Source organism: Candidatus Zymogenus saltonus (assembly GCA_016929395.1).
In the GTDB taxonomy this organism is placed as follows: Bacteria; Desulfobacterota; Zymogenia; order Zymogenales; family Zymogenaceae; genus Zymogenus; species Zymogenus saltonus.
The window spans coordinates 1-26,122 of record JAFGIX010000030.1; the positions used below are offsets into that span (position 1 = coordinate 1).

A 26,122-nucleotide genomic window follows, 5' to 3' on the forward strand; every position below is an offset into this window, starting at 1 on the left:
CTGGTTAGCGCACCTGCTTTGGGAGCAGGGGGTCGGAGGTTCAAATCCTCTCGCCCCGACCAATATTATCTAACAATATCAACTGCTTACTAAATCCACCGCTTATCCAAATTGCCAAAAACATTAAGTTTTGCAAAAAGTGGTACATCTGCGACAGGGACGCGGTATCCTTTTCCTGGCACGGAGGGGGGCGCGGGTTCAGGACTATATTTGGATAACGGGGGCCCGCGGGAAACCGCACCCCAGCGAGCTTCCGGGCGGAGATTGCCCTATCCTAAAACCGCCTTGTTATCTATCGGCCCTGCCCCTAAAGACGGTTCCATGTTATAGGCCGGAATCATACGGGTAGGGTAATATTAAATATCCGGACGTCCCCAGATCATGGTATAATCGGCGTGGGGGCCTGAAAAAAATATGCCTCTTCCCGCCCCCCGGCCCCGGGATTACCTGCGCATAATCTCCCGGCGGGAGGCCGTGTAAAAGGGAGTGGCTGATTTTCCAACAGAAAAAGGAGTGGAGTTATCATGTCTGAAGATATTTTCCGTCAATTACAGAAGCGGCTCGACCGCTACTCTATGGGATTTCCTGAGACTAAGTCCGGCATCGAGTTGAAAATTCTTAAGTATCTGTTTTCCGAGGACGACGCGGAGATGTTCTTATCGTTGAGCCACGAGCTGGAGAGCCCCGAATCTGTGTCGTCCCGTTTTAGCCGGCCGCCGGAAGAGGTCGCCGCCCTCCTGGACGATATGGCCGAGCGGGGCCTTCTGTTTCGCCAAAAAAAGGGGGGTGCCGTCAGGTACGCCGCGATACCGTTTGTCCACGGTCTGTTCGAGTTTCAGGTGAAAAACATCGAGCGAGAATTTTCCGAGATGGTTCAACAATATTTTGAAGAGGGTTTTCACAGGGCGATCGAGAACGGCGCCGAGTATTTTCTCCGCACTGTCCCCGTTCATGAATCTGTGAAGACGGGTTACAACGTTGCGGCCTATGAAGACGCCGTGGAAATTCTACGCGGCAAGGACAAGATCGTGGTTACGGACTGCATCTGCAGAAAGAGCATGAAGATTATCGACAGGTCGTGCGACAAGCCGCTGGAAGCATGCTTCATGTTCGGCTCTATGGGGCAGTATTACCTCGACCGCAAGATGGGAAGGAAGGTCGACGTGGACGAGGCGAAGGAGATCCTGCTGAAATGCCACGAGGCCGGCCTGGTGACGCAGCCGGCAACGGCTCAAAATCCGGGCGGCATGTGCAACTGCTGCGGGGATTGCTGCGGCGTGATGCGCGCGCTGAACAGACATCCGAAACCGGCTGAAATAGTTTTTTCAAACCACTACGCGGTTGTTGACACAGGCCTCTGCACCGGGTGCGAAACCTGCATAGACCGTTGCCAGATGGAGGCCGTCACTTTAAGCGAGGGCGTTTGCGAGATCAGCCTCGACCGCTGCATCGGCTGCGGACTCTGCGTGACTACTTGCCCGGCGGGGGCCCTGGAGTTGGTTACCAAACCGGAAGAGGAGTACCGCACACCTCCAGAAAACACGTCTGAGCAGATGATGCTGATGGCTCAAAAACGGGGGCTGGTCTGATTCAAAGATTAAAAACCAGGAATTCCATTGCCAGGGAAACTTTTTGATACTATTTGAAAACCTAACAATTTAAAGTGTATCATGTTTAACGAAACGTGTTCAAAATCCCTCGGGTGGAATCGAAATTTAGAACACTGGCCAGTTTATTTGTATGTTATTTATAATATGCGAAATTGTTACAAAAATGTTACAAAAACTAGGGAATTCTAGGGCATTTCAGGGCATCCTGGAGCAAGATAGGAACACAAAAACACCCCGCAGGGGCACGCAATTAAGAATTATGCAATGATGTCAGTACTTTATCGTCTTGTCGCTATGCTTTTGGAGCAGGGGGGCGGAGGTTCAAATCCTATTGCCCCGACCATGATTATCCAACAATACTTTATATTTGTTGAACTTGCTATTCTTTCTGATTTTAAAGAATAGCAAGTGAGACTGAGTGCTAATACGATTTTCAACGAATCGAATAATTTCCGGAAGATCAGATATATCGAATCTTTTAATGGGAATCTCATGAATGAATAGCTTAATGGAGAGAGCTTTGATACACTATTGTAAGTAAAAGTATTGACAGAGAGATGGCGAAGAGAGTACGATACTCTTGCTAAATAATGTGATTGTTTATAATCCCCCAATTCCTGAAGCAATGATTCCCCGGTTTTCTGGAGCTTAAAAGGAAACATTCGCCAATAGACTAACTTAAATACTGTCCAGTTCTCGGGGGCAGGTTATAAGTAGTCGCTGACATTTTTCTTTGTTTTAGTTGTTCTACTTGTGTTTTAGCTATTAGTCAATGGCAATATCACTTCAAGAATCACAAGCGATTAATGAGATGGTTGGAACGCTATGTAGCTTCTTACCAGGTACCCCCCATCCTTATGCCTCATTCGACATTTCATTTGAGGGAATCGCTCAGAAACTTGGTCTATCTAAATATTGGATGGGCGGAAGTAAATCACCAGCGATAAATAGGCTTTTACAGGCCACGTTAGAAACAAGAAGAGACATTTTTTGTAGGTTAATATTAGAAATAGTTCAAGTGGGCATGACTTATCGGAGTAATAAGGGTGATCCGATAACGCGAGAGGAAATTGTGCAACTAAACGATCAGATAGAACGCTTAAGTTTTAAAATCCCTGAACTCTGGAATTCGAACTTCTTGGATTCGCTACCGCGCTCAGAGGAACAAGAAGAGTCTGCTGTCGAGGAAATAAATCAAGAGGTACTTCTGAAACTGAAAAACGATTTACTAAGAATAACGGAGTTAGAGGCTCAACCGCGAGGGTACGCCTTTGAAGAATTTCTTAACGAATTATTCAAAGCATATAATCTTGACCCACAGAGTTCATTTAGACTAGTAGGTGAACAGATAGATGGGAGTTTCAAATTGGTAATGACACTTATCTTGTTGAAGCGAAGTGGCAAAACAAGCAAATCGGGCAAAGTGAACTACTGAGCTTTGATAGAAAGGTTGGCGGTAAGTCTAAATGGTCTCGTGGATTGTTCATCAGTTATAACGGTTTTTCAGAAGATGGGCTTTCAGCTTTCTCAAGAGGCCGCTCAATTGGCATTATAGGTATGAATAGTAGGGACTTATTTTTCATTCTTGAAGGCAGAATGTCTTTAGTAGATGCTATAAATCTGAAAGCGAGACGCGCCGCCGAAACTGGTGAGTTCTTTATAGAAGTCTATTTATTAAGCACAACATGATAAGTAAATATTTTTATTCATAGAACAAGTTGATACTAAAAGTAATTGCTATTCATTCCGCGTTTATGAACTGTTGCTTCGTTTATGCGTTGAAGTCGATATAAAATGAAAAGGGATTCGGCCTATTTCCCTGAACCTGAGGCCGATCCCGGTGTTTAATACAACCTTAATCAAGGGAGGCTTATTATGCATCTTATAGGCGAGCAAGGAGTTGGGATATTCCTGTTCGTGATGCTGGCATTCCAGGGCGGGACTATGATGGTCTTTGCCAGGAGATTTCTCCAGGTCAAGCCCGAAGGACGAGGTATAGTAATCGTAGAAAACTATTTCAACACGACCATACTCATCTTATTTATCCCCCTGATTGCCGTTTCCCTGATCATAGGCCGGTATCAAGCCCTGGACCTGACTCACCTGGTTATAACCACACCCTGGCTGATCTACGGGCTGGAGGCCGTCGGCATTGCCCTGATAATCTGCGGCACCGCGATGATCGTGCTCGGCTTCATTGCCCTGGGCACAACCTTTCAGCCCGGCGGCTTCGCTCCACGCCCCAATGACCCGCTGGTTACCTCGGGTATATACTCCTGGGTGAGACACCCGCTGAATGTCGGTGTCTTATCCGTATTGCTGGGCCTCGCGCTTTTAGTACAGTCCCTTTTCGTACTTATCCTGTTTATCGTCTACTTCATACTGGTCCTGCGCGTGATCTCGATAGAGGAAAGCCATCTGTCCGAGACGTTTGGTGAGGCGTACCTCTCCTACAGCCGGAGGGTCAGGCGGCTGGTTCCGTTTATCTATTGACGCCGTAACGAGGCCCGGCCCCTTATATATTACAGGGGCCGGTGCCGCTTTTTTTCAATAAAAACCGTTATCGCCGCCGGGGGCGGCCCGGGGGGGGTCGGTCGACCTGCCCTCACCCGCGGCGGCGGCCGTTAAAGCACGGGCGATGCGGCCCTATAGTCCTATTGCTCGCCCCATCGCCCGCGTCATCGCTTGCTTCAACGCTATATATTTTCGGCCGCCGGCCTAAACCAGGAGCCTCACCGTGGCGACGGTGCCGGTAAACGGCACTAACACGCCCTTCGAGTCGACCTTCAGTTGTTCTATGTCCCGCTCCCGGGCGTCTGCGAGAAACGCCTTTTTGATCTTTTTGTCCTTAAGGGAAATCTTCACCCTGTCGGGCCCGAACGATTGGAGCCTCACGATAAGGCCTTCGCCCCGATGGGCCCGCTTTAGGGCCACCACCGTTACATCCTCACTGTCGAGATCAACCGCTACGCCGATCGCGTCCGGAATTTCCTCTTCCTTAGGATCAATGCGGGCGTCTTTAATGATGTCGGCGGCCACAGAGAAGAGCCTGTTTTCCCTCCAGTCCCCCTTTCTGGTAAAGCCGGCCGCGAAATTGAAGGAGTGCTCGGAGCCAGCAAGGCCGTAGGCTGGAAAGGCGGTGGGTATCGGGAAGATACGGTAAGCGCGCTCCATCGGGGCGTTCCTTATGGCGACGCACTCCAGAGCCCCGTTGGCGGTACCGCTTACGCTGACGGGGCCTCCCATAAAGAGGGCAAAACCCCTCTTCGTTTTTGGATCTGTGATGTGGGCGAAACCGGCCCCGGCCCAGTAGGTCGGATTATAGATTTTTATTAGGGGCCTTTGGACAACGCCCCCCGGCACATCCATGTAGATGGAATGCGGGAACAGCCGGGATGAAAAACGGCAGGTGATGGTCTTCCACCTGCGGGCCGAGCCGGTAAGCCTCATGCGAACGAAGGGCGAATCGGAGCTGAACCACATCTCCTTTTTCATCGCCCTGCCGTCGAGCGTAAATTCGGATGTGACATGGAGGTATCCGTTCTGGTTTTCCATATCCAACTTGGCGGGCCTTCCCGACATGCACTCCGTCATGAAAAACTGTCCGCCGGCAAACTCATGGCCCATGCGCCACAGACCCCCCGAATCCTTGTAGAGGATTACGTCTCCGGCGAGGCCTGTGAGTAGCTCTTCGCCCGTCTTCGGATCCCGCCAGCCGTCGACGCACCCCCCCAATTTCTCCGAGAGGGTGATAATATAATGTTTGTTTTCAATCCTGATCTTGCCGTTGGAGGCGGTGACCTTGGGCGGTTTTACAGGGGATTCGGCGGCAGCCGGGGCCGTATGCAGGGCCTTTGCCTCTTTCTTAACCCGGTCTATCGTCTTCTGCGCCTCCACAAGCCAGGGTCTCTGCTCCTTTTTCCAGACACGGTCGGGGGAGGTGCCGGTGATGAAGTCGTGGTGATTTGCAACAACCACCGTCTCCCAGACGGGGGCCAGCTCGCGTAGCAGGTCTGAGGCCTGCTTTTCATCTTTCGCCAGGGCGAGCGCGCTCTCTATTCTCAACAGATCATCGACGATCTTTTTGCACCTCTGTTTCACGTCCGGGCGGGCGGAATAGAAACCGGTCCAGTAGGGGTTGAAATCGATCTCCAACTCCGGCAGTTTGTCTATATGGCACGATACCAGGTCGAAGTAATCGTCCATCCCCGCGTTCAACACGTATATGCCCGATTCGGGATAGACCTCCCGGTTGTATTTGTCCAACAAGGAGAGAAGGCCGGGGACAGGCCCGTTGAAGTCAAGACCCATGGGACATAGCATATACGGAGTCTTTGCCAACGGGGCGAGGTCTTTTACATAGGATTCTATCTTTTTCGCCACCTTCTTGATGGACCTTGCCCGAAAGCCGAAGGTCACGCCCATCATCCTCACCGGCGCCGCCGCGGCGATGGTGTCGCCCTGCCCGTATGTGTAGGGATTCCAGTGACAAAGGAGCTTGGAGCCGTCCGGCCCCCGCCAGACGAAATCGTCGGTTTTGAGATCGCGCCTCAACAGTTCGGCTGATGACCCCGGACGGGGAAACAAGCGGGGGTCCGCGTAGTCCGTGCCCGGGTAAAAGCACCCGTCGATCCTGGACAACGCCGTATAAGCATAACCGAGGGCATTGAGCACCGTCGGAAGGGTCGGGACAACCCCAAAATTGTCCGGCAGGTAGGCAAGCCGGGACTCCTGATTCATGCCGTTTTCCCTGAGCCACTCCTGGCCGATCAGGTAATCCCGGATGATCGCCTCGAGGCCCGGAACGCAGGTATCGGGGGTTCCCGTGCTGCTGCCGGTTAGGCGAAACCTCCTTTCGTTTACGAGCCTTCGCACCGACTCCCTCCGTTTCGGCCTGCGCTCCCAGTACATTTTCAGGAAAAATATGCATTCTATGCCGAAGATTCTCCTCGGATCGGCCTCACACTCCTTAACGGCTTGGTCGAGCAATCTCCTGATTCTCAGCTTATAATATTCCTTGGATGTAAACATCCAGTTCGGGTCCCAGTGGCTGGACTCACTAAAAAGCAAAACCCTTTTGGCATCATCGGGGATTTCAAGCTTTTTCCTGAGTGTAATTTCACGTTCAGAACTAGTCATAGAGACTTCCTCCAAAAAGGTAATTTAGAGTGGATTTTAGTAGAAGAAGTACAAAAGGTCAAGGACAAACGCTTACTTCAATTCACGACGTCGGCCGCAAATTAATTTTCCACCCCCGATTTGCCCTCGAAAACAAGTCCCCGTAATAGATTAGAGCTGGCAGCATAGCCTCACCGAATCTATTTTTACAAAATTTCTACAATTTAATATTGGAAAATGATCCATTAAATGTTATATTTTTGATATAATTATTATACATTTATAATATCTTTGGGGACGGCCGCTTTTCTGTTTTTCAATATTACATGCCGTGAGAGCGAAACCGGGGGTCTTAACTTGATGAGGGCCGAGGATTGAAGACTAATCGTCAAGCGCCCAATCGGGAAAAAGAACCGATTCTCAAGATAGATAGAAGCTATATGTCTTTTTTATATTAACAGTAGAACTCCCGTCTTAATTTACTATATATAGCTATCGCATTTTTAAGGATTTGATATGACCGAAAAGAGCGTTGCCAATGTAGTAATCAGGGTCACCCTTGACGCTACGGAAGATGTTATGGGGAAAAACGGGATGAAAGCCCTGATGAACTATGCGGGCATGTCCCACCTTTTCGAAAACATGCCCGATTATTCCCCTGAGAAGGGCTTTACCGATGACGATCTAAAGGCCATCGACCAGAGTTTCCTGAAGATCCTCGGAATCTCGGGAACCATGGCTCTGTATCGTGTCATCGGCAGGGCGGCCGGCAGGTACCCCTTGGAGCTGGGGATCTTCGATGGATTTCAGAGCCTGCCGACCGATGAAAAGCTTCTTAAAGTCATAGAACAGATACCCATATTTACGGGGAGGGGAACTGTATTTGTAGAGGGAGATACCATCGTATACGATAATCCCCTGTGTGCCTTTTGCGAGGGACAGGAGTCCACGAAACCGATTTGCAGCTTCGTAAGCGGCCTGATGGACGAATTCATCGCCTGGTCGGGCAAGAAAGATTGGCGAGCAGTGGAGACCCGGTGCAAGGCCATGGGCTCCGATTCGTGCAGATACGAGATTTTGCCAAAGGAGTAGGTTTTGGGCGATACTAGTTTGTGTAACCCCTATTACAGACCCAGTGATGTTAATTCTCTATATTATATTTCTACATATTACATACTCATGAAAGCAGCGTCTATTCTAAATTTGGGAAATAATCACATTAAAGAGAGGATAAAAGCATAGAAAACAAACGGTTGAAAAATAGCAAAAAATGTATTAATAGTAAAGGTAATAACTTCAAGTCATTTTAAGAATTTGATTTAATTAAAATATTTTCTGGAGATTATCCATATGGACATTTCGTATATTAAAAAGCTTAACCTATTTCAAGACTTAAACGACAAAGAGCTTGATACCGTCTCCAAATTGCTAATGATCGAAAATTATCCCAAAGACCATGTCCTATTCCGGAGAGGTGACAGGGGCGACAAGCTGTATATTATATCAAAGGGGGCGGTAAGGATAAGCCTTGAGATAGAAAACAAAAAGGAAGAGGCCCTGGCTGTCCTTAACGCGGGCGAGCATTTCGGCGAGATGGCCCTCGTCGACGACGCCCCGAGATCGGCGGATGTGATCATCCACGAAGACGCCGAACTGCTTGTTCTCTCAAAGGAAAACTTTAAGGAAATATCCCTGAATCACAGAGACATCGCCTATAAGATGTTCTGGGTGTTGCTAAAGACTATCTCCAGCCGGCTGAGGAATTCCATAAACCAGACGGAAGCCTTAATACATATCTGCATGATCTGCTGACGGGCGTTCAAGCCCCGCCCTGCCATCCCCAACGAAAAGCCCTATAAAAAAGCCCAACACTTGACGGTCCAAATAGGCATTATTTTGGAAAGGAATAGGTGCGTAAAGGTCTAAAAAACATATAACCAAACAGGACGCTCACTCTCGAACCTTCGGCAAGGCTTACGTTACGTATTGAATCCCCTGATCGGCCAATCAAAAGTATTCTTGTGTTAGGTGCAAAAATGTATTGCATATTTTAAAAATGTAAATAAAAAAATCTTGCCAAGCCGATATTTTTTGTTCAAACCTGTAAAAAACCAACCATTTGTTACTAATCCCTCAGCCAAATATCCCCCCTTGAAACCGTTCTTTGGTACATAAATTGCGTTAAATATTAATCAAGGGAAGATAAAAACTAATTTATTAATAGCGGCAAGATACTCAAGGAATTTTTGTTATGGATAAGACGGTAAATAATTCAGACCTAAGGCCATTTACGGATCACCGAATGATTGATCTGCAATACCAAGCGGTTGAACACGAGATTTCTGAACCCTACAACGTCGAAGAGATAAAGGCCTTTTTGAGATTGGAATCTTTAAATCCGCCAAGGATGAAAGACATACATAAAAATGAAGGCTCCCCAAGCCCTATCGAATCTTCTGGACGGATGAGGGAAGACACAAAAGTCCAAATCCAGATACCGGAGCCTGATATGAATAGGAACGGCCTTAGTATCGTTAAAGGATTTCAGACACGAAAAGGCGTAGTGAGTCATAATGGTGTTTCAGAAGAGTGTATTCAATTCAGAGAGGCGCTTTCCAATCCAATCTCATGGATCGACGTTTTCCTGACCATTGCCGCCGGGTTGTTGATCGGATTTATTTTGTTCGGGGCCTTTCTATAATAGATGCGAGGGATTCAGCAAATAGTTCCAATCAAAACTGTTGTTTCCAGAGGTTGTCGCGACATCGAAACATATTATTGAAATAAAGTTCATCCGGGGGAAATATATATTTTTTCAGGAAATAAAGGGAGAACCAAAGAGGCTTTTCCCTCGGATTTTTAACTAATTGTTCAACCCCGTTTTTTAAATTATGGAGGGGAAACCATGAATTCAATATGGTGTTTATGGGTCAACGCCGCCGTCATATTCGTATATCTTGTTATAGCGGTTGGAATAACCGTATTGAGGTTGTCCGAGAAGCAGTTCTTTTGCTCGATTAAAACAAACACACTCTCAACTATATTTTCGTGCCGCGTGCGTATTTGTCCTAACAAAGATCATCCAACTAAGGGGGCCGTTTAGGAGCAAATTAGGTTTTCAATAATCGGTTCCGGTCGTACGTGAAAGAAAGCGGCTATATCAATTGTTCAATCACGCAATTGTTCAATCATGCGATTCCACAATCCCTCGATCCCGCCGTTTTCAATCCTAAAAAGGCGCACCGATAAGCCGGATTCTCCAACCGCTTCATGGATTTTGTCTATTCATGAATCTTTAGGATCATCACGATGAGTCCCTGCCTCCCTACCCGCTCGATTTTTTTCCATCTTTGATGCAACACGAGGGCCCCGCCAATGCAAATGCTGAAAGGAAATTGGATATAAAGCCGAATGCCTCTCACATTTAGTGCAAACTCATTCGTCTATACTCTTTACTTTAAGTACCCTGGTAACCGCCAGGTAGACCACTCCCCCCAACAAAGCGGTCACAATCTGGGGCCATGAGAAAGCGAAATACAACGCCCCCACGAGCTTTGCCGGAAGGCTGGTCATCTTCAAGAAAATCGCAACGGATGCAAAGAGAAATGAGAACTTGAGTATCGCCCCTACGCCTATCCCATAAATCCTCCTCTTCAATAAATAGAAGACGAGTACCAGGATAAAATTTCCGATCCCGATAAACGGCAAGAACGGAATTGGAACTGGAGCTCCGGTCAGTACCGCCGTGAACGGTGTGACGAAGGCTATTACGGAGGCGCCCTTGATCCCGGCGTATTCAACGGAGATGAGCAGGCAGGCGTTCACAAGGGTCCCCACAATGAACATATTCATGGGCCCCAGAAACGAGGTGAAATACCTGCCCGCTATCTGTATCGCCGCGGTCAGGGCGAGCAGAATGGCGGTCCTTGCAATAACTTTGGTTCCTTTTTCCAACATTTAACTTACCTCTTCCTTTCTGAAGGCAAACGGAAATAAGAGTCGGGGTTTCCTCTTTTAGCCCCCGCCTTCAAATACCGATTAACATCAGATTAACATCTATATCCAGCGTCTTAGAAATATCCTTTTATCTTTGGCCGATCTCGCCCGCTTGTTAAATGCCCTTGAGATCCCCCCATTCAATGCCCAAACCGCTTTTGCCGCTTACAGGTGAAAGGCCAAGCCCCGTCAACAATACAGCACAGATCCGCCGCCCGCCGTTCGGACGGGATTTGTTATACCGTTTGTCTATTATATATGGGGGGCTATTCCCTAACGCCTTTTCGTGGAATGTGAATCGTAAACTCCGTGCCTGTAGGGCCGCTCTCTTTATCTGCGTTGGACTTGACGGTTATCCTGCCCCTGTGCATCTTTATAATTCCGTGGCTTACCGAAAGTCCCAGTCCTGTTCCCTTTCCTATCTGCTTTGTCGTGTAGAAAGGCTCGAAAATTTTGCCAACCTTGTCGGCTTCAATCCCGACACCGGTGTCCTTGATAGCCAGCCGAACATCGTTTTCATCGCCTTCAACCGACACGGTCAGTTTTCCCCCCTCCGGCATAGCATCCACCGCGTTACTTACTATATTTGTTATCAGCTGGACAATCTGGTCGTCGTCCACCTCGGCTACGGGGTCGTCGCAGTTGCACTCAACACTCGCTTCTATGTTATCCGGAAAATCCGTCAATTCCAGGCAGTGAGCGGCTATCTCATATAGATTTTCCGGTTTCAAGAGAACCTTGTTCTTTCTGGCAAATTGGAGAAGATCAGATACGATCTTCTTGCAGCGATCGGCCTGCTCCACTATTATTCGAGAGTCTTCACGGACACCTTCGTCCGGCGCCTCGTCTTGAAGTAAATGAGCATACATAAGGACGACGCCCAGCGGGTTGTTGATTTCATGGGCGATACCGGCGGCAAGCTGGCCCAGGCTCGCCAGCTTCTCCGCTTCCACCAACGCCTTTTCGCTTCTGCGCAGATCTTCGTTCGCCTTTTCGATCTTTTCGCTCAACAACATAACGACAATGCCGATAATGATGAACATAAATGCCCGAAAATAGTCGTTTATGTCGGAGACATAATCCCTCAGGAAAATATTGCTGAATATCAGAAACAACGACAAGAAAAGCGCTACGATCAGACCCCGTCTTTTCCACCAATAGGCCGATAAAATTATTGGAATGTAAAATAAGTGTGTGAATACGGTTCCCGTGTTAAGTACCTTATGAAAATAGAACGTGATCAAGCATAAAATGATCAAAACCACCACTATAAATAGAATTTTTATTCTTTCTCGTTTCATAACAAAAAAATCCGCTGGTTAAAGTTGAGGATATTTTGTAAGGGTGACCTCCTCCGATATAATTTACCTATACAAGATAGAACCGCTTCAACAAGGGAATCCGTTTTTTCGAGGCCGTTTTTCCCAAGGATACTATCACGTTGTTGAGAAAAATAACAGTCAAAAAAGGTAAAACCGGTCATTAAAAACCTCTCAGTATCTGTTATGTGATTCAAAGGAACGCGAAAATTCAAGGTCTATTATCGAAGCGTTTTTCTTCATATCGGGGACGCTCGGTCTTTAAAAAATTTGACACCTCCCTGCAATTCCGGTTATAAAAGAATATATTGAAATATTGCCGGGATAAAGGTAGTATTATGAGAGGGATTTCACTCAATTTAGAGACCAAAAGATGGAAAAATTGATAGTCATTTTAGACGATGAGCCGGATATTGTCAAAATCGTGTCGGAGAGCCTTAAAAACTTCGGCTTCAATGTAGAGGGGTTTTACGATGCTAAAACCTTTTATCAATTTATCAAGGATAAAAAACCGAGCCTGATACTGCTCGATCTGATGCTTCCGGACGAAGACGGCTTTGAAATATGTAAGAACCTGAAAACTAAAAGCGATTACTCCGACATTCCAATAATCATTTTGAGCGCAAAGAGTGCGGAGACCGATAAGGTAGTAGGCCTGGAGCTCGGCGCGGACGATTATATCACAAAGCCTTTTTCCACCCGGGAACTGGTGGCGAGGGTAAAAACGGTCTTGAAAAGAAGTGTGGAAAACAAGGGGACAAAGATAATAAAAATCAAGGACGACTTTTTAATAGACTTGGACAAATATGAGGTTACGGTTGACGGGGAAAAGATAAAACTCACCACAACTGAATTTAAGATTCTTAAACTCTTGACTTCAAAGATCGGCGTCGTATTTTCCAGAGAAGAGATTCTCGACTACCTTTGGGGTGAAGAAAAATATGTTATTGACAGAACCGTCGATATACACATAAGGCATTTGAGACAAAAGCTCAAATCGGCTTCAGGAGTAATAAAAAGCTTCAGGGGAATAGGATATAAGGTAGAGCTATGAAAAAATCCCTGTTCCTGAAGTTCTTTGTAAGCTACTTTTTTATAGTATTCTTCTTTTCATTGTTTGTCGTTATCTTCTCCTTCCATTCCATAAGATCCCACTACACCGACAGTTACGCCAAAGATCTTGAGAGTCTTTGCAAGATACTCAGCCCCCTGATTGTTCAGTATATGAATTCGGGCCAAGAAGAAGAGCTCAACAAGCTCGTAGACAATATAAGAAGCGAAACCGACACGAGAATAACCATAGTAGATATAAACGGCAGAGTTCTAAAAGACTCCGAAGAAGATCCGAAATTAATGGAGAACCTGAGTGATCGTGAAGAGATCTTCAACGCGAAGGAGTCGGGTGTGGGCAGATCAATCCGCTTCAGCGACACGGTCGGGGAGCAGATGATATTCGTTGCCATGCCGCTCAAGGAAGATAAAAACACAATAGGCGTTTTGAGATTAGGTTTATACCTGAAGGATGTAGAAATCCTTTTGAACAGATTAGAGCTGGAAATCCTATATATAGTCCTGTCTTTCCTGTTCTTGGCCCTTGCCGGCTCGATCTTTTTTTCCAGAAACCTTGTAAAGCCCATAAAGGATCTCAACTACGCAACGAAAAAGTTAGCGGAAGGCGATTTCAGCATAAGGACTTCCGTAAACAGGAACGACGAGTTAAATACCCTTTCAGAACATTTTAACTTCATGACGGAAAGAATCAATAAATTATTCACGGAGCTTTCACAGCAAAAGGACGATTTGTTTCTCATAATATCCTCGATGCAGGAGGGGGTTTTGGTCCTGGACAGAAAAGAGAGAATCTTGTTTACTAATTCAAGCCTCACCGAAGTAATGGGAAGGGAATTCATTTTGGGTAAATTTTACTGGGAGGTCATAAGAGAGGGCGACCTGGTCGAGCTGATAAGCAGGGTCAGGCAGGAAGCGGACAACGTCTTGAAAGAGCTGTATCTCGGAGACAATGTTTTTCTTTGCAGCGCAACCTTCTTGAAGGCCAAAGGAGAGATAGTGCTGGTCTTTCACGACATAACGGAGATGAAAAAACTCGAAAATATGAAGAAGGATTTTATAGCCAACGTATCCCATGAATTGAGGACGCCGCTGACATCGATCAAGGGGTCGCTCGAGATGCTGGAAGAAAGTCCACCCGAGAAAAAGGATCAATATCTGGATATTATGAAGAGGAATACCGAAAGGCTCATCAATATTATTCAAGATATTGCAATCCTGTCGGAGCTCGAGAAAAAAGAGCTGCCCCTTGAATTGGAAGAAGTGAATGTCAAGCAGATCGTAGAGGATGTTATCAAGATCTTTGAAAGGGAAATAGCGGAAAAGGGTCTTAACCTCAATTTCATGGCCGACGACAAGCAATATATTATATCCGCTGACCCATTTAAGCTGGAGCAGATGATCATAAACTTGATATCCAATGCAATCAAATACACCGATCGTGGAGAGATACTGATCTCTTTAAGGACACAAGACACGAAGTTGATCCTAACCATAAAGGATACGGGCATCGGGATACCCAAAAAAGACCTTCCAAATATTTATGAAAGGTTTTACCGCGTGGATAAGTCCCGCTCGAGAAAATTGGGGGGAACCGGACTGGGCCTTTCAATCGTGAAAAGCATTGTAGTGCAGCACAAAGGAGATATCAAGATAGACAGCACTCCCGGCCAGGGGACTTCCTTCACGATCAAGCTCAATAAAGACTTGAATTAAAACTCGCCGCTCCCCAAACAAACAGTTTTTCAAGAATCGCTTTCTTGTCCACATATTTTCAAAAATAAAAATTAACACAAAATTTACATAACCTTTATTTGGAATAAACACGCAAATGGTATTCATTTTACCGAGGGTATCAGGTGCAAAAAAAGAGGGAGGGGGAAGGGGGAGTAAATATATGAAGGTCACCAAAAGATCATATGACATGAAAATCTAAACATAAAAGAACAATTAACGGAGTGACAAAAATCGGTGTTTTTGGGGCCTTAAATGCGACAAGACTTAAACATGGTGGATGTAAAAAACAAAAAAGGACAATTTGCAGACAGCGGTTTTGATTGGGATCTAAAAAACAGGGAAGCCGAGAAATCCGAAAACCGCAGAGAGCCGAACGCGGAAACGATATTCCAAAGCGAAGAACTTTATCGTACGTTGATTGAAACTTTAAACGACGGTCTGGGATTACAGGACGAAAACGGGATCTTCACCTATCTGAACGACAAATTGTCCGAAATGTTCGGATATTCGAGGGATGAAATGATCGGCCGACCCGTAACCGATTTCTTAGACGACCATAATCGGAAGGTATTTGAAGCTCAAATGGCAAAGAGGATGAAAGGCGACAGCTCTCATTACGAAATTGTATGGACGGGAAAGGACGGCCGTAAGATCCCTACAATCATGTCACCTCGACCGATTTTTAACGATAACGGAACCTTTAAAGGCAGCTTTGCAATATTTACCGATATTACAGAGCGCAAAAAGATGGAGGAAGAGCTGATACACCTCTCTATCACCGACGATCTTACCGGTCTTTACAACCATCGCTATTTCTACAAGAAGATCAGTGAAGAGGTAAACAGGGCTAAAAGGATGTCATATCCGTTGACCCTTCTGATATTCGATATAGATGATTTCAAATCCTTCAACGATACATATGGGCACATTGCGGGTGATGATGTTTTAAGAAAGGTGGGCAGGATAGCTACAAAAAATATAAGAAAGGATGTGGACTCCGCTTTCAGATATGGAGGGGATGAATTCGCGATTATACTGCCCTATACCGATCGGGAGGAAGCGATCGCTTTATCCGCTCGTATCAGCCGGTGCATAGAAAGGGAGATAAACAAAACCAGAATCAGTATCGGTATTGCGTCCTCGAACCACCATAAATCATTCGAAGAAGTAATTAAAGCCGCGGACGAAGCGATGTACGTTGAAAAAAGTCTGCGCAAGGAGAATAGGTCGAGCAAGTCTCTTCAAAAAAGATTGTTTAAGAAAAAAACTGCGTAATCAGTTATTTGGGAGAGGCAACAAGCTTCCTGAAAAAATATTTAAAGGATTCTCAAATAAGTTCCCAAAAATATTTATTATGAATGGAGGCATAAAATGTTACCGGTTAAAAAGATACTTTGTCCCGTCGATTTCAGCGAGCCGTCATACGAGGCGCTCAAGGTGGCTGAAGAGATATCGACTCATTTCTCCTCGGAGTTGAACATAGTGCATGTTGTGAGGGAGATCTCAAGCTCGCTGTACGGGCCGGAATTTTCGGACTTCGATGTCGATTCGTATCAGGAGGAACTGGAAGAATCAGCCAAAAATAAGCTGAGTGAGGTAGTCAAAGAGAGGTTGCCGATGGATTTAAGCGTGAAGCAAATTACCTTGAAGGGAAAGGCCGCGGATCAGATAGTCAACCTTTCCGATAAGGACGATATCGACTTGATTGTAATAGCGACCCACGGCCAGACGGGCTGGCGGCACTTTGTCTTCGGCTCGGTAACCGAAAAGGTCGTCAGATTAGCGCGGTGCCCGGTACTTACGATTCATGCCCCGAGAGAAGAGGGTGATTAATTGCTTGATTTGCCGCTCCTTGTTGTTACTCAGGCGCCTGTTTTTTTTGAGTGGGGTTTTTAGATCAGAGATGTTGACGATAAAAAAGATTCTTTGCCCGGTCGACTTCAGCGAGCCGTCATACGAAGCGCTCAGAATTGCCGGCGAGTTGGCCTCGAATTTCTCCGCCGAGCTGTGTGTTATTCACGTGGTCACGGAAAACATCAACTTCGACGGTCTTGTTAATATTTTAAGCTTGGATGTCAAATCGATTCAGCAGAGAATTTTGGAAAAATACAAGAAAAAGTTAAAAAAAGTAATCGAGAAAAAGGTCTCTATGAATGTTCGCGTGGATCCGATAGTCTTCGAGGGGAATCCGGCAGGCGACATAGTAAAGATCGCCGAGCTTGAGAACCCCGACATCATCGTTATGGCGACCCACGGCCAGACGGGCTGGCGGCATCTCGTTTTCGGCTCCGTGGCCGAAAAGGTCGTCAGGCTCACGAAGTATCCCGTTCTTACGATCAACGCCCCACAAAAACAGAGAAGGATGATGTCGCAGCAGAGTTGACGAAGTTTTCAGGATAAATGTATTTGATATGATTCCTTAGAATTATACTATTGCCTTAAAGATAAAAAAACCATATACAGTTATCATTAGTGCTTTTATATTGCTATTGCCTATAGTATCTTAATGGAAGATTATTTATTATGAAAAATTTGAAACACTGGGATTCCAAAGACGCTTTAGAAGAGATAAAAAATTCCTTATCGGTGGATGAGGATGAGATGTTCACGATGCTTGGAAGGAGAATCGTCATCACGCCTCAGGCCACATTCGGTCTCATGATGCGCTCGGCGGCCGACCTCGGTGGAATAAACGCGGCAAAGATTTTCATGAGGAAGGCTGGATATGAAATCGGTACAGATATGGCCAAGATCATGAAAGAGCTTTTAAAGCTTCAAGGAGAAGAGCTTATTACCTTTTACTGTGAGACCGCGGGGAAAAGGGGTTGGGGCTTCAATATAATTGAAGAGATTGACGTGGAGAGGGGACTTTTTAAGACGAATCTCTACTTTTCTCCTTTCGTCACCGGTTTTCCTGAGAGATCCAAGGTCTCCGTCTGCGATTTTCAGGCGGGAGCGATTGAGGGGATGTTTAACGCCACAGGGAAAAAGGTACAGATTGTCGAGACCAAATGCGTGGCAAAGGGGGACGATGTCTGTGTGTTTGAAAATAAGAAGTAAAAAACTTATCATGTAATCATAGAAAGAATTTTATCTGTAAGGAAAGGTAAACCAAAATGGAAGACTTGAACAGGCCCATAAAAAACATTCTTGTACCTGTTGATTTCTCCGAAACATCGAGGGTCCTCGCCCATTACGCCAACATCTTTTCGGAGAAATTTAAGGCAAAAATCCATCTACTTCATGTTTTTCAGGAATATGAAGGGTTAACGAAGCTCGTTCTGACAAACAAGGTACTGGAAAACCTGATGGACGAGCTTGACGATTCCGGCGTAAAGGAGATGGGGGATTTTTGTAGAAAATATATCGACAAAAATGTCGAGTACGAAACATTATTTTTAAAAGGCGACCCTTTCAAAGAGATCTTGGAGACCATCAAGGATAGAAATATCGACCTGGTCATTATGGGGACCCACGGCAAAACGAGGTTTGACCATTTCTTTTTCGGCAAGACGGCTGACAGGGTGGTACGAAATGCCAACTGCCCGGTAATGACGGTCAGGGTTACATCTTGGTAGATAGGAGCCGGGGCAAAGCCGATTATCGTTCAGCTTAAACGGACCTACAGGGCGAATAAAAAGTGGAGGTGTGGTGGAAAAGGAAGCTTATAAAGAAAAATATCCCGAGAAGCTGCTGGAGACCGATAAAATATTTGAACGCATACACCGCGGCGACAGGATATTTATAAGCACCGGATGTGGAGAGCCGAGCTATCTCGTGGGGGAAATCATAAAATATGTTGAATCCCACCCGAAGGCGGTGGTGGATGCGGAGATATTTCACGTGTGGACCCTCGGCGTCGCCCCCTACGCCGATGACAAATTCAAGAGCAACTTTCGCCACAACTCCTTTTTCATAGGGGACAATACAAGAGGCGCCGTCAACCAAGGAAACGCGGATTACACGCCCGTGTTTCTATCCGAGGTTCCGAGTCTGCTGAACCGAAATATGATACCGGTGGACGTGGCCCTTATTCAAACCACACCCCCTGACAGTCACGGCTACATGAGTCTCGGGATAAGCGTGGATATTGTAAAGGCGGCGGTAGAAAATGCGTCCCTTGTGATCGCGCAGATAAACTCGAACATGCCCAGAGTACACGGAGACGGATTCATCCATATTGAACAGGTCGATTTTCTCGTTCCCCACGATGAGCCCTTGATGGAGTATGAGGATCGGATTCCGGACGAGATCTCTCAAAGAATCGGGAATTACGTAAGTCGCATCATTCAGGACGGCGACACAATACAGGTGGGATACGGAAGCATCCCGAACGCGATACTGTCGAACCTGAAAGACAAGAAGCACCTCGGCGTCCACACGGAGCTTTTGACCGACGGGATCGTGGAGCTGATGAAAGCGGGCGTCATAGATAATTCACAAAAAAGCCTGGATCGTGGAAAGACCGTCGCCACTTTCTCAATGGGAAAGAAGAAGACCTACGATTACATCCACGACAACCCGAGCGTCGAGTTCAAGTCGGTGGATTATACCAACAATCCCCTGATTATCGCCCGCCACGAAAACATGGCCGCAATCAACAGCGCCCTGGAGGTCGATTTGACGGGTCAGGCTACCGCCGAGTCGATCGGCAACACCTTCTACAGCGGGATCGGCGGACAGGCGGACTTCATGAGGGGGGCAGTCCTGGCCCGTGGGGGAAAAACCATCTTGACCATTCAGTCGACGGCGGAAGGGGAGAGTATTTCGAGGATAGTGCCCTATCTCAAGGAGGGGGAGGGAGTGACCCTAAACAGGGGCGATATTCATTACGTGGTTACCGAATACGGGATCGCGTACCTGCACGGTAAAAACATCCGGGAGAGGGCCATGGAGCTCATTTCCATAGCCCACCCGAAATTCAGGCCCTGGCTAATAGATGAGGCAAAAAAGCTCAATTTCATATACAGAGACCAGGCCTTTATTACGGGGGAGTTCGGGGAATACCCGGAGCACCTCGAGGCATACAGGACTACAAGGACCGGTCTCAAAATACTTCTCAGGCCGGTAAAGATCAGCGACGAGCCTCTCCTCAAGGAGTTCTTCTACGATCTTTCGGACGAGACCCTCTACCGGAGGTTCATGTCGATGAGGAAAGATATGCCCCACGACAGACTGCAAAACTTCGTTGTGATCGATTACACCAGGGATATGATAATCCTCGCCGTCTTGAAAGAGGAGGAAAAGGAAACCATCCTCGGTATGGCCCAATACATCTCGGATGAGAAGTCCCTCCAGGTGGAGGCGGCCATAGTGGTCAAAGACGAATTTCACAGGCAGGGGATTGGGTGGGAGCTGGTCCAATATCTGGTGCTTCTGGTAAAGAGGAAGGGGCTGACTGGCGTCATGGCCTCGGTATTGATAGAAAACAGACCTATGATGAGGCTTTTAGAAAAGAGCGGATTCGATATAGAAAAGGAGAGCATCCAGGGTGTCTACGAGATGAAACTGAATTTTAGATAAATATGTGCATGAGCATTACCCTCATAATTTCCTACAAGAATAATTATGAAAGGAGAAATCTTTTGGACTGGCAAAAAGATTATAAGAAGAAGTTGGTAACGAGCGACGAAGCAGCGGCGGTAATCAAGTCGGGAGACACGGTGGGCATGCCGGGCGGATGCAGCCAGCCCGTCGATGTCGTCAATGCGCTCTGCAAGAGAAAGGACGAGCTCGAAAACGTGACGCTCTATTCCGGAATATCTATGTATCCCTATGAAGTCTTCAAGCCGGAATACAAGGGCCATATTAATTTTATATCTTTATTTGTAGGACCGCTGGAGCGTGCGTTTCTGAAGGGAGGGAACGTCGATCCGATTTCATATCATTTCTCCCATGCCCGCGCCATAAGCTTCAAGGCCGACTGCAACATATTTATGTGTGAGGTTTCGGAGCCGGACGAGAGGGGCTACATGAGCTTCGGCCCAGTGGGGGCGTACAACAACGAGATAATGATGCAGATCGCCGATATCGTGATCATTCAGGTAAATAAGCAGACCCCCTTCGTCTTCGGCAATCAGACCGTCACCCATGTCAGCAACGTTGACTACATCGTGGAGAGCGATCATCCCCTTCCGGAAATACCGGAGATACCGATCAGCGACGTGGAAAAAAAGATCGGAACCCTGATCGCGGAGCGCATTCCTGACGGGGCCACGATACAGATCGGCATCGGAGCGGTGTCCGACGCCGTCGGAAACCTCTTGGTCGACAAGAAAGACCTGGGCGTTCACACCGAGATGATGACCAACTGCATGATGAACCTGGCGAAGAAGGGGGTCATCACCGGCAGTAAGAAGAGTTTCCACCCGGGCAAGATGGTGGCGGCGTTTGCCATCGGGAACAAGGAACTGTACGATTTTATCGACCGCAACCCGGTGTGCGAGTTTTGCCCCGTCTACTACGCCAACGATGTAAACAACATCGCTAAAAACGACAACATGATCTCGATAAACAACACCATGACCGTAGACCTGACCGGCCAGTGCGCCTCGGAGTCCCTCGGCTTCAGCATGTTCAGCGGCACCGGCGGGCAGCTCGATTTTGTCAGGGGAGCCACCAAGTCGAAGGGGGGGATGTCCTTTCTCGCCCTTCCCTCCACGGTGGAAACAAAATCAGGGACCTTATCGCGCGTCGTCACGCAGTTTAAGCCGGGGACGATAGTCACAACCCCGAGGTCGGATGTTCAGTATATCGTCACCGAATACGGCATCGCGGACATGTGGCTCAAAAGCGTCCCCCAGAGGATAAAGGAGATGATCTCCATTGCCCATCCGGACTTCCGTGACGAGCTGGAAAAAGAGGCGAGAGAGGTGGGATTGCTGTATTAGATCAGAATGTAATGAAAGAAAACTGGCGGTTTTTGGCAATAGAGGTTTAGGAATCAAAATTAAGCGAGACAGTTTTTTGTTGCCGATGCATGAAGACGGAGAATTCATGGCGCAATAAGGAGGAGATATGAGAGAAAAAGAGGGAAGGAAAGATTTCTTTAAGAGGATGTTTTACTTGAGCACCATGGGCCTCTCAATGGCGTTTGCAATCTTTATAGGCCTCGGCGTCGGTATATTCCTTGACAATCACTACAAAACACACCCACTTTTTACAATGATCTTACTGATAGCGGGGATATTGGCAGGATTCAGGAATATATACGTCCTTTTTGTAAAATACGGATTACAGAAGGGCAAGAAGGATGTGGGCGATGAGATTAAAGATGCAAGCAAGAAGATCCCGGACTGGGCGATCTCTATGGGAAAGAAAAGGGATGTTAGAGGCAAGGAAACCAAAAAGAGCTCGGACTCTTCGACCTCAAACTCCAATAAGTAAATCCGTTGCGGGATTTTTTTAAGATCGCCGGCATCGGCAAAGGTAAAATCCTTCTGGGATATTTATTACCTTTTTCACCTTCTGAAGATGTTTTGTATCAGAGATGATATAAAATGATTGGTATAAAGAGGAAGACTTAAACCTAACATTGGAGGAGATCTAAAATGACGAAAAAGCTGGTCTGTCTTATTATCGTTCTTTCGGTGATTTTCATCTCGTCGATTGCAATAGCGCAGAGCCACGAGGAGGATCAGGCAAAGGAAACGGATCCTCAACTGGCGACCTTAATCTACATGGCCTCTATCCTCGGAGCCTGTCTGGCAATTGGATTGGGCGTTGTCGGGCCCGGAGCCGGAATGGGACATGCGGTGAGGGGTGCAATGGAGGGAATGGCCAGGAATCCACAACAATACAGCAGGCTTCTCGGCACCATGATGATCGGACTTGCGATTATCGAATCCCTTGCGATCTACGCGCTCATCATATCGCTGATCGTACTTTTCGCCAATCCATTTATAGCGAAAATGGGTTTATAAGGTCAATGGTTTGAGAGTAAAGGATCAGGTAAGCGATATCGTCTTGCAGAATTGCGGGATTGTCCGATACAATTCTGAAGTTGCTTAAGTTTCACCGACCGTATTGTCAGCTCAGACATGGAAGCAGTTCCGTTGGGTCGAACCCAGCGTTAAGGCGGGACATTGCATGCAAAGAAGTTTAACGGGGTGGAGCAAGGGAAAACGCCCCACCCCGGACCTTCCAACCTTATACCTGAGACTGCGAAGCGATTAACAGTTACCTGAAAATTGAATTGGTATTTCAGAGATTCCCACGGCTCACCGGACTCACAGCACTGAAGGGATTTTAAGCTTACCGTATTCTATTTGGGAAGGGACGGTGCTTTATCTCGCGCTTTATCTCGCGTTTTATCTCGCTCGATATGGGCGCGATATGGGCGACACCGGCATCGATTATGGGGATCAAGAGATTATCTTTGAGCGTTTGGAAAGGTTGACGGGAAAATCTTAAAGGACGCGGTTTCTGAAATTGCTCTAATTACCCCGCCGATGGTGTTCATCGACGACCTTCAAGATCTCAGCAACCTTGACGAGGGAATTCGATCCTATTTAGGCTCAAAACAATAACTCAAGTTTTTTCTTGAAAAATCCCCATCGAATAATAAATTCTTTCAGCAATGATGAGATACGCTCGATTAACGTTCGAATTAATTACTTTCCGAAAATATTAATATTGGTGTCAATGTTAAATAGGTATTAGAGCTTAACACCCACGACAGCGTAAAGAGTTATCCAACCGGGCCTTATGGAATTGTAGAAACATAAAAAGCTCAACCTTTAGGCGCTTACTTCATAATTGAGCTATTTAAAAGAGATTTTGAAGATTATTTACTTTAAAACTCTGCCGAACAAAAATTAACATAAAATTTACATAACCTTTATTTGGAATAAACACGCATGTGTTATTCATTTTATAAATCCATCATATAACCGCGATAAAAGCGGCAATTTATGATTTTAATCGGTGAATGGACTTCGTTATGGATCGTTTACGTGTACTTGTTGTCGACGATGAATTGGGAATGTGCCTCGGTATAGAGCGCGCTCTCAAGGATTTCGCCGTCACAATACCGGATTTATCCGAAGAAGTCAGATTTGACATTGACAAGGCTTTAACGGGCAATGAGGCGCTGTCGATTATCGAGGCAAAGCCGCCGCATATCATACTTCTGGATTACAGGCTCCCGGATATGCTCGGATCGGACATTCTTGAAACTCTCAAGGCGGATAAGAGAACTGATATTCTTGTCATTATCATCACCGCCTTTGCATCGATTGAGACCGCCATAGAAACGATCAAGCTCGGCGCTTACGATTTCCTCGCGAAACCCTTCACTCCGGACGACCTCAGAAATGTTTTGAGAAAGGCCGCCGGAAGGCTGATCCTCCAGAGAAAGGCGAAATCTCTGCTTATGGAAAAGCGCCAGATTCGTTTTCAGTTCATATCGGTTCTCGCCCACGAATTGAAGTCGCCTCTAAACGCCATCGAGGGATACCTCGGGATTATGCGCGACAGGAAGCTTGGCGAAGAGATAGATAAGTATGATCGAATGATAGAGCGCTGTATCATTCGCATCAGCGGAATGAGAAAGTTGATCTTCGACCTGTTGGACCTCACCCGAATCGAGTCCGGCCAGAAGAAGCGTTCCTTTGAAAAGGTCGACCTCTGCAAAGTAGCCGTGGATTCGATAGAGATGATGTCAAATGACGCCAAGGCCCAAAAAATAGATATTGAAATGAAAAGCAAGGGCCCAATTATTCTAACCGGCGTACGCGACGAGGTCGAAATCATATTCAACAATCTTATTTCCAACGCCGTAAAATACAACAAGGAAGGCGGAAAGGTCACGGTCGACATCGGACTTAAGGACAACATCGCCAAGATCAGGGTGACCGACACCGGCATAGGGATGAGCTCCGATGAGGCGGCAAAGATATTTGACGATTTTGTGCGCATCAAGAACTCGAAGACCAAAAACATCATGGGAAGCGGTCTCGGGCTCTCCACGGTCAAAAAGCTGGTCGTCTTATACAAGGGCAATGTGTCCGTAACAAGCAAAGAGGATAAGGGGAGCACCTTTACGGTCACCCTAAGAACGGATTTAACACCGGAGTCGGAAAGTGACATATATGATGAAGGGTGGGGCCTTACTACCCAAGGAAACATTCAAACCATATAATTGTATAACATAATCGGAGTCCTTTAGTGCCGGAATAAAAGTTTTCGTAGAGAGAGGGTGGTGTTGGTAAATTTTGAAAGGACTCTTAACTGTTTGGATAAAAAAAGAAAAAATTTCTAAAAAACCGTTTTTTTAGAACAGGAGGTGTGAGATGAAAGGCGGCAAGCACGTGATAATGGTGGTTGACGACGACCAGGACGTCCTCGACGGATTAAGGGCGATTCTGGAGTCCGGGGGATACAAAATGGTTGAGGCCAGCAGCGCCGAAGATGCGGCAAAGGTATTTGAGGACGAAAACCCTGACCTTCTTATCGTTGACATGATGATGGAGCAAATCGACTCCGGCCTGAATTTTGTAAAAATGGTCAGAGACAGCGGATCAAAGGCGCCGATGTACATGTTGAGCTCCGTCGGCGACGAGCTGTCTAAAAATATCAGCAGTTCCGATCTGGGCGTGGCCGGCATACTTCAGAAACCGCTGGACAGTGAATTTATACTGCGGGTACTGGAGATCCAGCTTCATTAGGGATAGGTATGCGCAGATCCTCGCAGACATGGGATTCAAGGAACAACTTATTACACTTGAGTTGGGATTGAGGATAGACTAAAAAAATGGATGTAACCGCAATGCGACAATATCAAACAAATCGGGCAAACAAATCGGGGCGAATAAAGTCAGAGCGAACTAAATCAGAATATATTCATACACACATTGCCGCTTAAAGAGAAAACGCTTGAAATGAACGATAACAAAACGGTGACGGATAAAGACAGGGACAAGTTAGAGCGGTTCAGGGAGATAAATCATTGGTATAAAACAATGGAGGATATAAAGGGCGTGGAGGCGATAGCCGTCTTGACCGACGAGAGGCCCGATCTTCTTATCGCCGGGGTGATGATGAGGGAAATACGCATCGACTTGGATTTTCAAAAAATTGTCGAAGGAGGCGGAGTAAAAAACGTCCATTGAAATATTAAGTACTGTCGGTAACGCAGCGGTTCCGATCCGCTTTCAGCCATCGGACCTCAAGAAGTTGTTGGTCATGTAATATATTATTAAAGATTATCCAAGAAACTATTTGATCAGAGATTGAAATAAACCGAAAGAGAGGGGGGAGAAAGTTTTTTAGAAA

At 46.5% G+C, this 26,122-nt stretch carries 23 protein-coding genes; 20 read left to right on the plus strand and 3 right to left on the minus strand.

Annotation, left to right across the window (positions count from 1 at the left end; genetic code table 11):
* Window positions 1-524: 524 nt before the first annotated feature.
* The 3 genes from JW984_06370 to JW984_06380 all read left to right on the plus strand — a co-directional run bounded on the left by JW984_06370 (window position 525) and on the right by JW984_06380 (window position 4,103).
* Window positions 525-1,589, plus strand: coding sequence for a 4Fe-4S dicluster domain-containing protein (locus JW984_06370; GenBank protein MBN1572806.1), 1,065 nt, complete (start codon window positions 525-527; stop codon window positions 1,587-1,589).
* A gap of 793 nt (window positions 1,590-2,382) precedes the next feature.
* Window positions 2,383-3,045 carry a hypothetical protein gene (locus tag JW984_06375; GenBank protein ID MBN1572807.1) on the plus strand — a complete coding sequence of 221 codons (663 nt, stop codon included), beginning with the start codon at window positions 2,383-2,385 and terminating at the stop codon, window positions 3,043-3,045.
* 440 nt (window positions 3,046-3,485) lie between these two features.
* Entirely contained in the window at window positions 3,486-4,103 is a 618-nt protein-coding gene (locus JW984_06380) for an isoprenylcysteine carboxylmethyltransferase family protein (protein MBN1572808.1), read from the plus strand.
* A 225-nt stretch (window positions 4,104-4,328) separates the two neighbouring features.
* Here JW984_06380 and JW984_06385 read toward each other — a convergent pair whose 3' ends face one another.
* Window positions 4,329-6,749: a hypothetical protein gene (locus tag JW984_06385; GenBank protein ID MBN1572809.1), complete on the minus strand. Its 2,421-nt coding sequence runs from the start codon at window positions 6,747-6,749 to the stop codon at window positions 4,329-4,331.
* Between the two features lie 495 nt (window positions 6,750-7,244).
* Between JW984_06385 and JW984_06390 the strand changes: the two genes are divergently transcribed.
* From JW984_06390 to JW984_06400, 3 genes are all read left to right on the plus strand, one after another.
* Complete coding sequence (locus JW984_06390; protein MBN1572810.1) at window positions 7,245-7,820, plus strand: hypothetical protein; 576 nt, start codon at window positions 7,245-7,247, stop codon at window positions 7,818-7,820.
* 258 nt (window positions 7,821-8,078) lie between these two features.
* The gene (locus JW984_06395) at window positions 8,079-8,540 is read left to right on the plus strand and encodes a cyclic nucleotide-binding domain-containing protein (GenBank protein ID MBN1572811.1); all 462 of its coding nucleotides are present in this window, start codon (window positions 8,079-8,081) and stop codon (window positions 8,538-8,540) included.
* 439 nt (window positions 8,541-8,979) lie between these two features.
* Window positions 8,980-9,429, plus strand: coding sequence for a hypothetical protein (locus JW984_06400; protein ID MBN1572812.1), 450 nt, complete (start codon window positions 8,980-8,982; stop codon window positions 9,427-9,429).
* A gap of 734 nt (window positions 9,430-10,163) precedes the next feature.
* Here JW984_06400 and JW984_06405 read toward each other — a convergent pair.
* On the minus strand, window positions 10,164-10,685 hold the full coding sequence (locus tag JW984_06405; GenBank protein MBN1572813.1) for an ECF transporter S component: 522 nt from the start codon (window positions 10,683-10,685) through the stop codon (window positions 10,164-10,166).
* Between the two features lie 305 nt (window positions 10,686-10,990).
* A complete protein-coding gene (locus tag JW984_06410) occupies window positions 10,991-12,025 on the minus strand; it encodes a DUF4118 domain-containing protein (protein MBN1572814.1) in 1,035 nt (344 codons plus the stop codon).
* 391 nt (window positions 12,026-12,416) lie between these two features.
* On the opposite strand from JW984_06410, the gene JW984_06415 reads away from it, so the two are divergent.
* The 14 genes from JW984_06415 (at window position 12,417) to JW984_06480 (ending at window position 25,959) form a co-directional block, all read left to right on the plus strand.
* The gene (locus JW984_06415) at window positions 12,417-13,097 is read left to right on the plus strand and encodes a response regulator transcription factor (protein ID MBN1572815.1); all 681 of its coding nucleotides are present in this window, start codon (window positions 12,417-12,419) and stop codon (window positions 13,095-13,097) included.
* Window positions 13,094-14,827, plus strand: coding sequence for a HAMP domain-containing protein (locus JW984_06420; GenBank protein ID MBN1572816.1), 1,734 nt, complete (start codon window positions 13,094-13,096; stop codon window positions 14,825-14,827). Before JW984_06415 ends, JW984_06420 begins: the two co-directional genes overlap by 4 nt.
* Before the next feature lie 291 nt (window positions 14,828-15,118).
* Entirely contained in the window at window positions 15,119-16,123 is a 1,005-nt protein-coding gene (locus JW984_06425; GenBank protein ID MBN1572817.1) for a diguanylate cyclase, read from the plus strand.
* 96 nt (window positions 16,124-16,219) lie between these two features.
* The gene (locus tag JW984_06430; GenBank protein MBN1572818.1) at window positions 16,220-16,681 is read left to right on the plus strand and encodes a universal stress protein; all 462 of its coding nucleotides are present in this window, start codon (window positions 16,220-16,222) and stop codon (window positions 16,679-16,681) included.
* 70 nt (window positions 16,682-16,751) lie between these two features.
* Window positions 16,752-17,231: a universal stress protein gene (locus tag JW984_06435; protein ID MBN1572819.1), complete on the plus strand. Its 480-nt coding sequence runs from the start codon at window positions 16,752-16,754 to the stop codon at window positions 17,229-17,231.
* Window positions 17,232-17,371: 140 nt separating this feature from the next.
* Entirely contained in the window at window positions 17,372-17,908 is a 537-nt protein-coding gene (locus JW984_06440) for a XylR N-terminal domain-containing protein (GenBank protein ID MBN1572820.1), read from the plus strand.
* 56 nt (window positions 17,909-17,964) lie between these two features.
* Complete coding sequence (locus tag JW984_06445; GenBank protein ID MBN1572821.1) at window positions 17,965-18,426, plus strand: universal stress protein; 462 nt, start codon at window positions 17,965-17,967, stop codon at window positions 18,424-18,426.
* A gap of 55 nt (window positions 18,427-18,481) precedes the next feature.
* The gene (locus tag JW984_06450) at window positions 18,482-20,371 is read left to right on the plus strand and encodes a GNAT family N-acetyltransferase (protein ID MBN1572822.1); all 1,890 of its coding nucleotides are present in this window, start codon (window positions 18,482-18,484) and stop codon (window positions 20,369-20,371) included.
* 62 nt (window positions 20,372-20,433) lie between these two features.
* Window positions 20,434-21,738: a 4-hydroxybutyrate CoA-transferase gene (locus tag JW984_06455; protein MBN1572823.1), complete on the plus strand. Its 1,305-nt coding sequence runs from the start codon at window positions 20,434-20,436 to the stop codon at window positions 21,736-21,738.
* 127 nt (window positions 21,739-21,865) lie between these two features.
* The gene (locus JW984_06460) at window positions 21,866-22,234 is read left to right on the plus strand and encodes an AtpZ/AtpI family protein (protein MBN1572824.1); all 369 of its coding nucleotides are present in this window, start codon (window positions 21,866-21,868) and stop codon (window positions 22,232-22,234) included.
* 275 nt (window positions 22,235-22,509) lie between these two features.
* On the plus strand, window positions 22,510-22,770 hold the full coding sequence (gene atpE / locus JW984_06465) for an ATP synthase F0 subunit C (GenBank protein ID MBN1572825.1): 261 nt from the start codon (window positions 22,510-22,512) through the stop codon (window positions 22,768-22,770).
* A gap of 1,019 nt (window positions 22,771-23,789) precedes the next feature.
* The gene (locus JW984_06470; protein MBN1572826.1) at window positions 23,790-24,989 is read left to right on the plus strand and encodes a HAMP domain-containing histidine kinase; all 1,200 of its coding nucleotides are present in this window, start codon (window positions 23,790-23,792) and stop codon (window positions 24,987-24,989) included.
* Window positions 24,990-25,140: 151 nt separating this feature from the next.
* Window positions 25,141-25,515: a response regulator gene (locus JW984_06475; protein ID MBN1572827.1), complete on the plus strand. Its 375-nt coding sequence runs from the start codon at window positions 25,141-25,143 to the stop codon at window positions 25,513-25,515.
* A gap of 213 nt (window positions 25,516-25,728) precedes the next feature.
* Entirely contained in the window at window positions 25,729-25,959 is a 231-nt protein-coding gene (locus JW984_06480) for a hypothetical protein (GenBank protein MBN1572828.1), read from the plus strand.
* Window positions 25,960-26,122 lie beyond the last annotated feature (163 nt).

Bases quoted from the DNA above. Each gene is read 5' to 3' on its own strand.
- JW984_06395 (MBN1572811.1), top strand. From the start codon at position 8,079: ATGGACATTTCGTATATTAAAAAGCTTAACCTATTTCAAGACTTAAAC.
- JW984_06480 (MBN1572828.1), top strand. From the start codon at position 25,729: ATGAACGATAACAAAACGGTGACGGATAAAGACAGGGACAAGTTAGAG.
- JW984_06420 (MBN1572816.1), top strand. From the start codon at position 13,094: ATGAAAAAATCCCTGTTCCTGAAGTTCTTTGTAAGCTACTTTTTTATA.
- JW984_06380 (MBN1572808.1), top strand. From the start codon at position 3,486: ATGCATCTTATAGGCGAGCAAGGAGTTGGGATATTCCTGTTCGTGATG.
- JW984_06400 (MBN1572812.1), top strand. From the start codon at position 8,980: ATGGATAAGACGGTAAATAATTCAGACCTAAGGCCATTTACGGATCAC.
- JW984_06460 (MBN1572824.1), top strand. From the start codon at position 21,866: ATGAGAGAAAAAGAGGGAAGGAAAGATTTCTTTAAGAGGATGTTTTAC.
- JW984_06435 (MBN1572819.1), top strand. From the start codon at position 16,752: ATGTTGACGATAAAAAAGATTCTTTGCCCGGTCGACTTCAGCGAGCCG.
- JW984_06415 (MBN1572815.1), top strand. From the start codon at position 12,417: ATGGAAAAATTGATAGTCATTTTAGACGATGAGCCGGATATTGTCAAA.
- JW984_06370 (MBN1572806.1), top strand. From the start codon at position 525: ATGTCTGAAGATATTTTCCGTCAATTACAGAAGCGGCTCGACCGCTAC.
- JW984_06410 (MBN1572814.1), bottom strand. From the start codon at position 12,025: ATGAAACGAGAAAGAATAAAAATTCTATTTATAGTGGTGGTTTTGATC.
- JW984_06475 (MBN1572827.1), top strand. From the start codon at position 25,141: ATGAAAGGCGGCAAGCACGTGATAATGGTGGTTGACGACGACCAGGAC.
- JW984_06470 (MBN1572826.1), top strand. From the start codon at position 23,790: ATGGATCGTTTACGTGTACTTGTTGTCGACGATGAATTGGGAATGTGC.
- JW984_06430 (MBN1572818.1), top strand. From the start codon at position 16,220: ATGTTACCGGTTAAAAAGATACTTTGTCCCGTCGATTTCAGCGAGCCG.
- JW984_06445 (MBN1572821.1), top strand. From the start codon at position 17,965: ATGGAAGACTTGAACAGGCCCATAAAAAACATTCTTGTACCTGTTGAT.
- JW984_06405 (MBN1572813.1), bottom strand. From the start codon at position 10,685: ATGTTGGAAAAAGGAACCAAAGTTATTGCAAGGACCGCCATTCTGCTC.
- JW984_06390 (MBN1572810.1), top strand. From the start codon at position 7,245: ATGACCGAAAAGAGCGTTGCCAATGTAGTAATCAGGGTCACCCTTGAC.
- JW984_06425 (MBN1572817.1), top strand. From the start codon at position 15,119: ATGGTGGATGTAAAAAACAAAAAAGGACAATTTGCAGACAGCGGTTTT.
- JW984_06375 (MBN1572807.1), top strand. From the start codon at position 2,383: ATGGCAATATCACTTCAAGAATCACAAGCGATTAATGAGATGGTTGGA.
- JW984_06440 (MBN1572820.1), top strand. From the start codon at position 17,372: ATGAAAAATTTGAAACACTGGGATTCCAAAGACGCTTTAGAAGAGATA.
- JW984_06385 (MBN1572809.1), bottom strand. From the start codon at position 6,749: ATGACTAGTTCTGAACGTGAAATTACACTCAGGAAAAAGCTTGAAATC.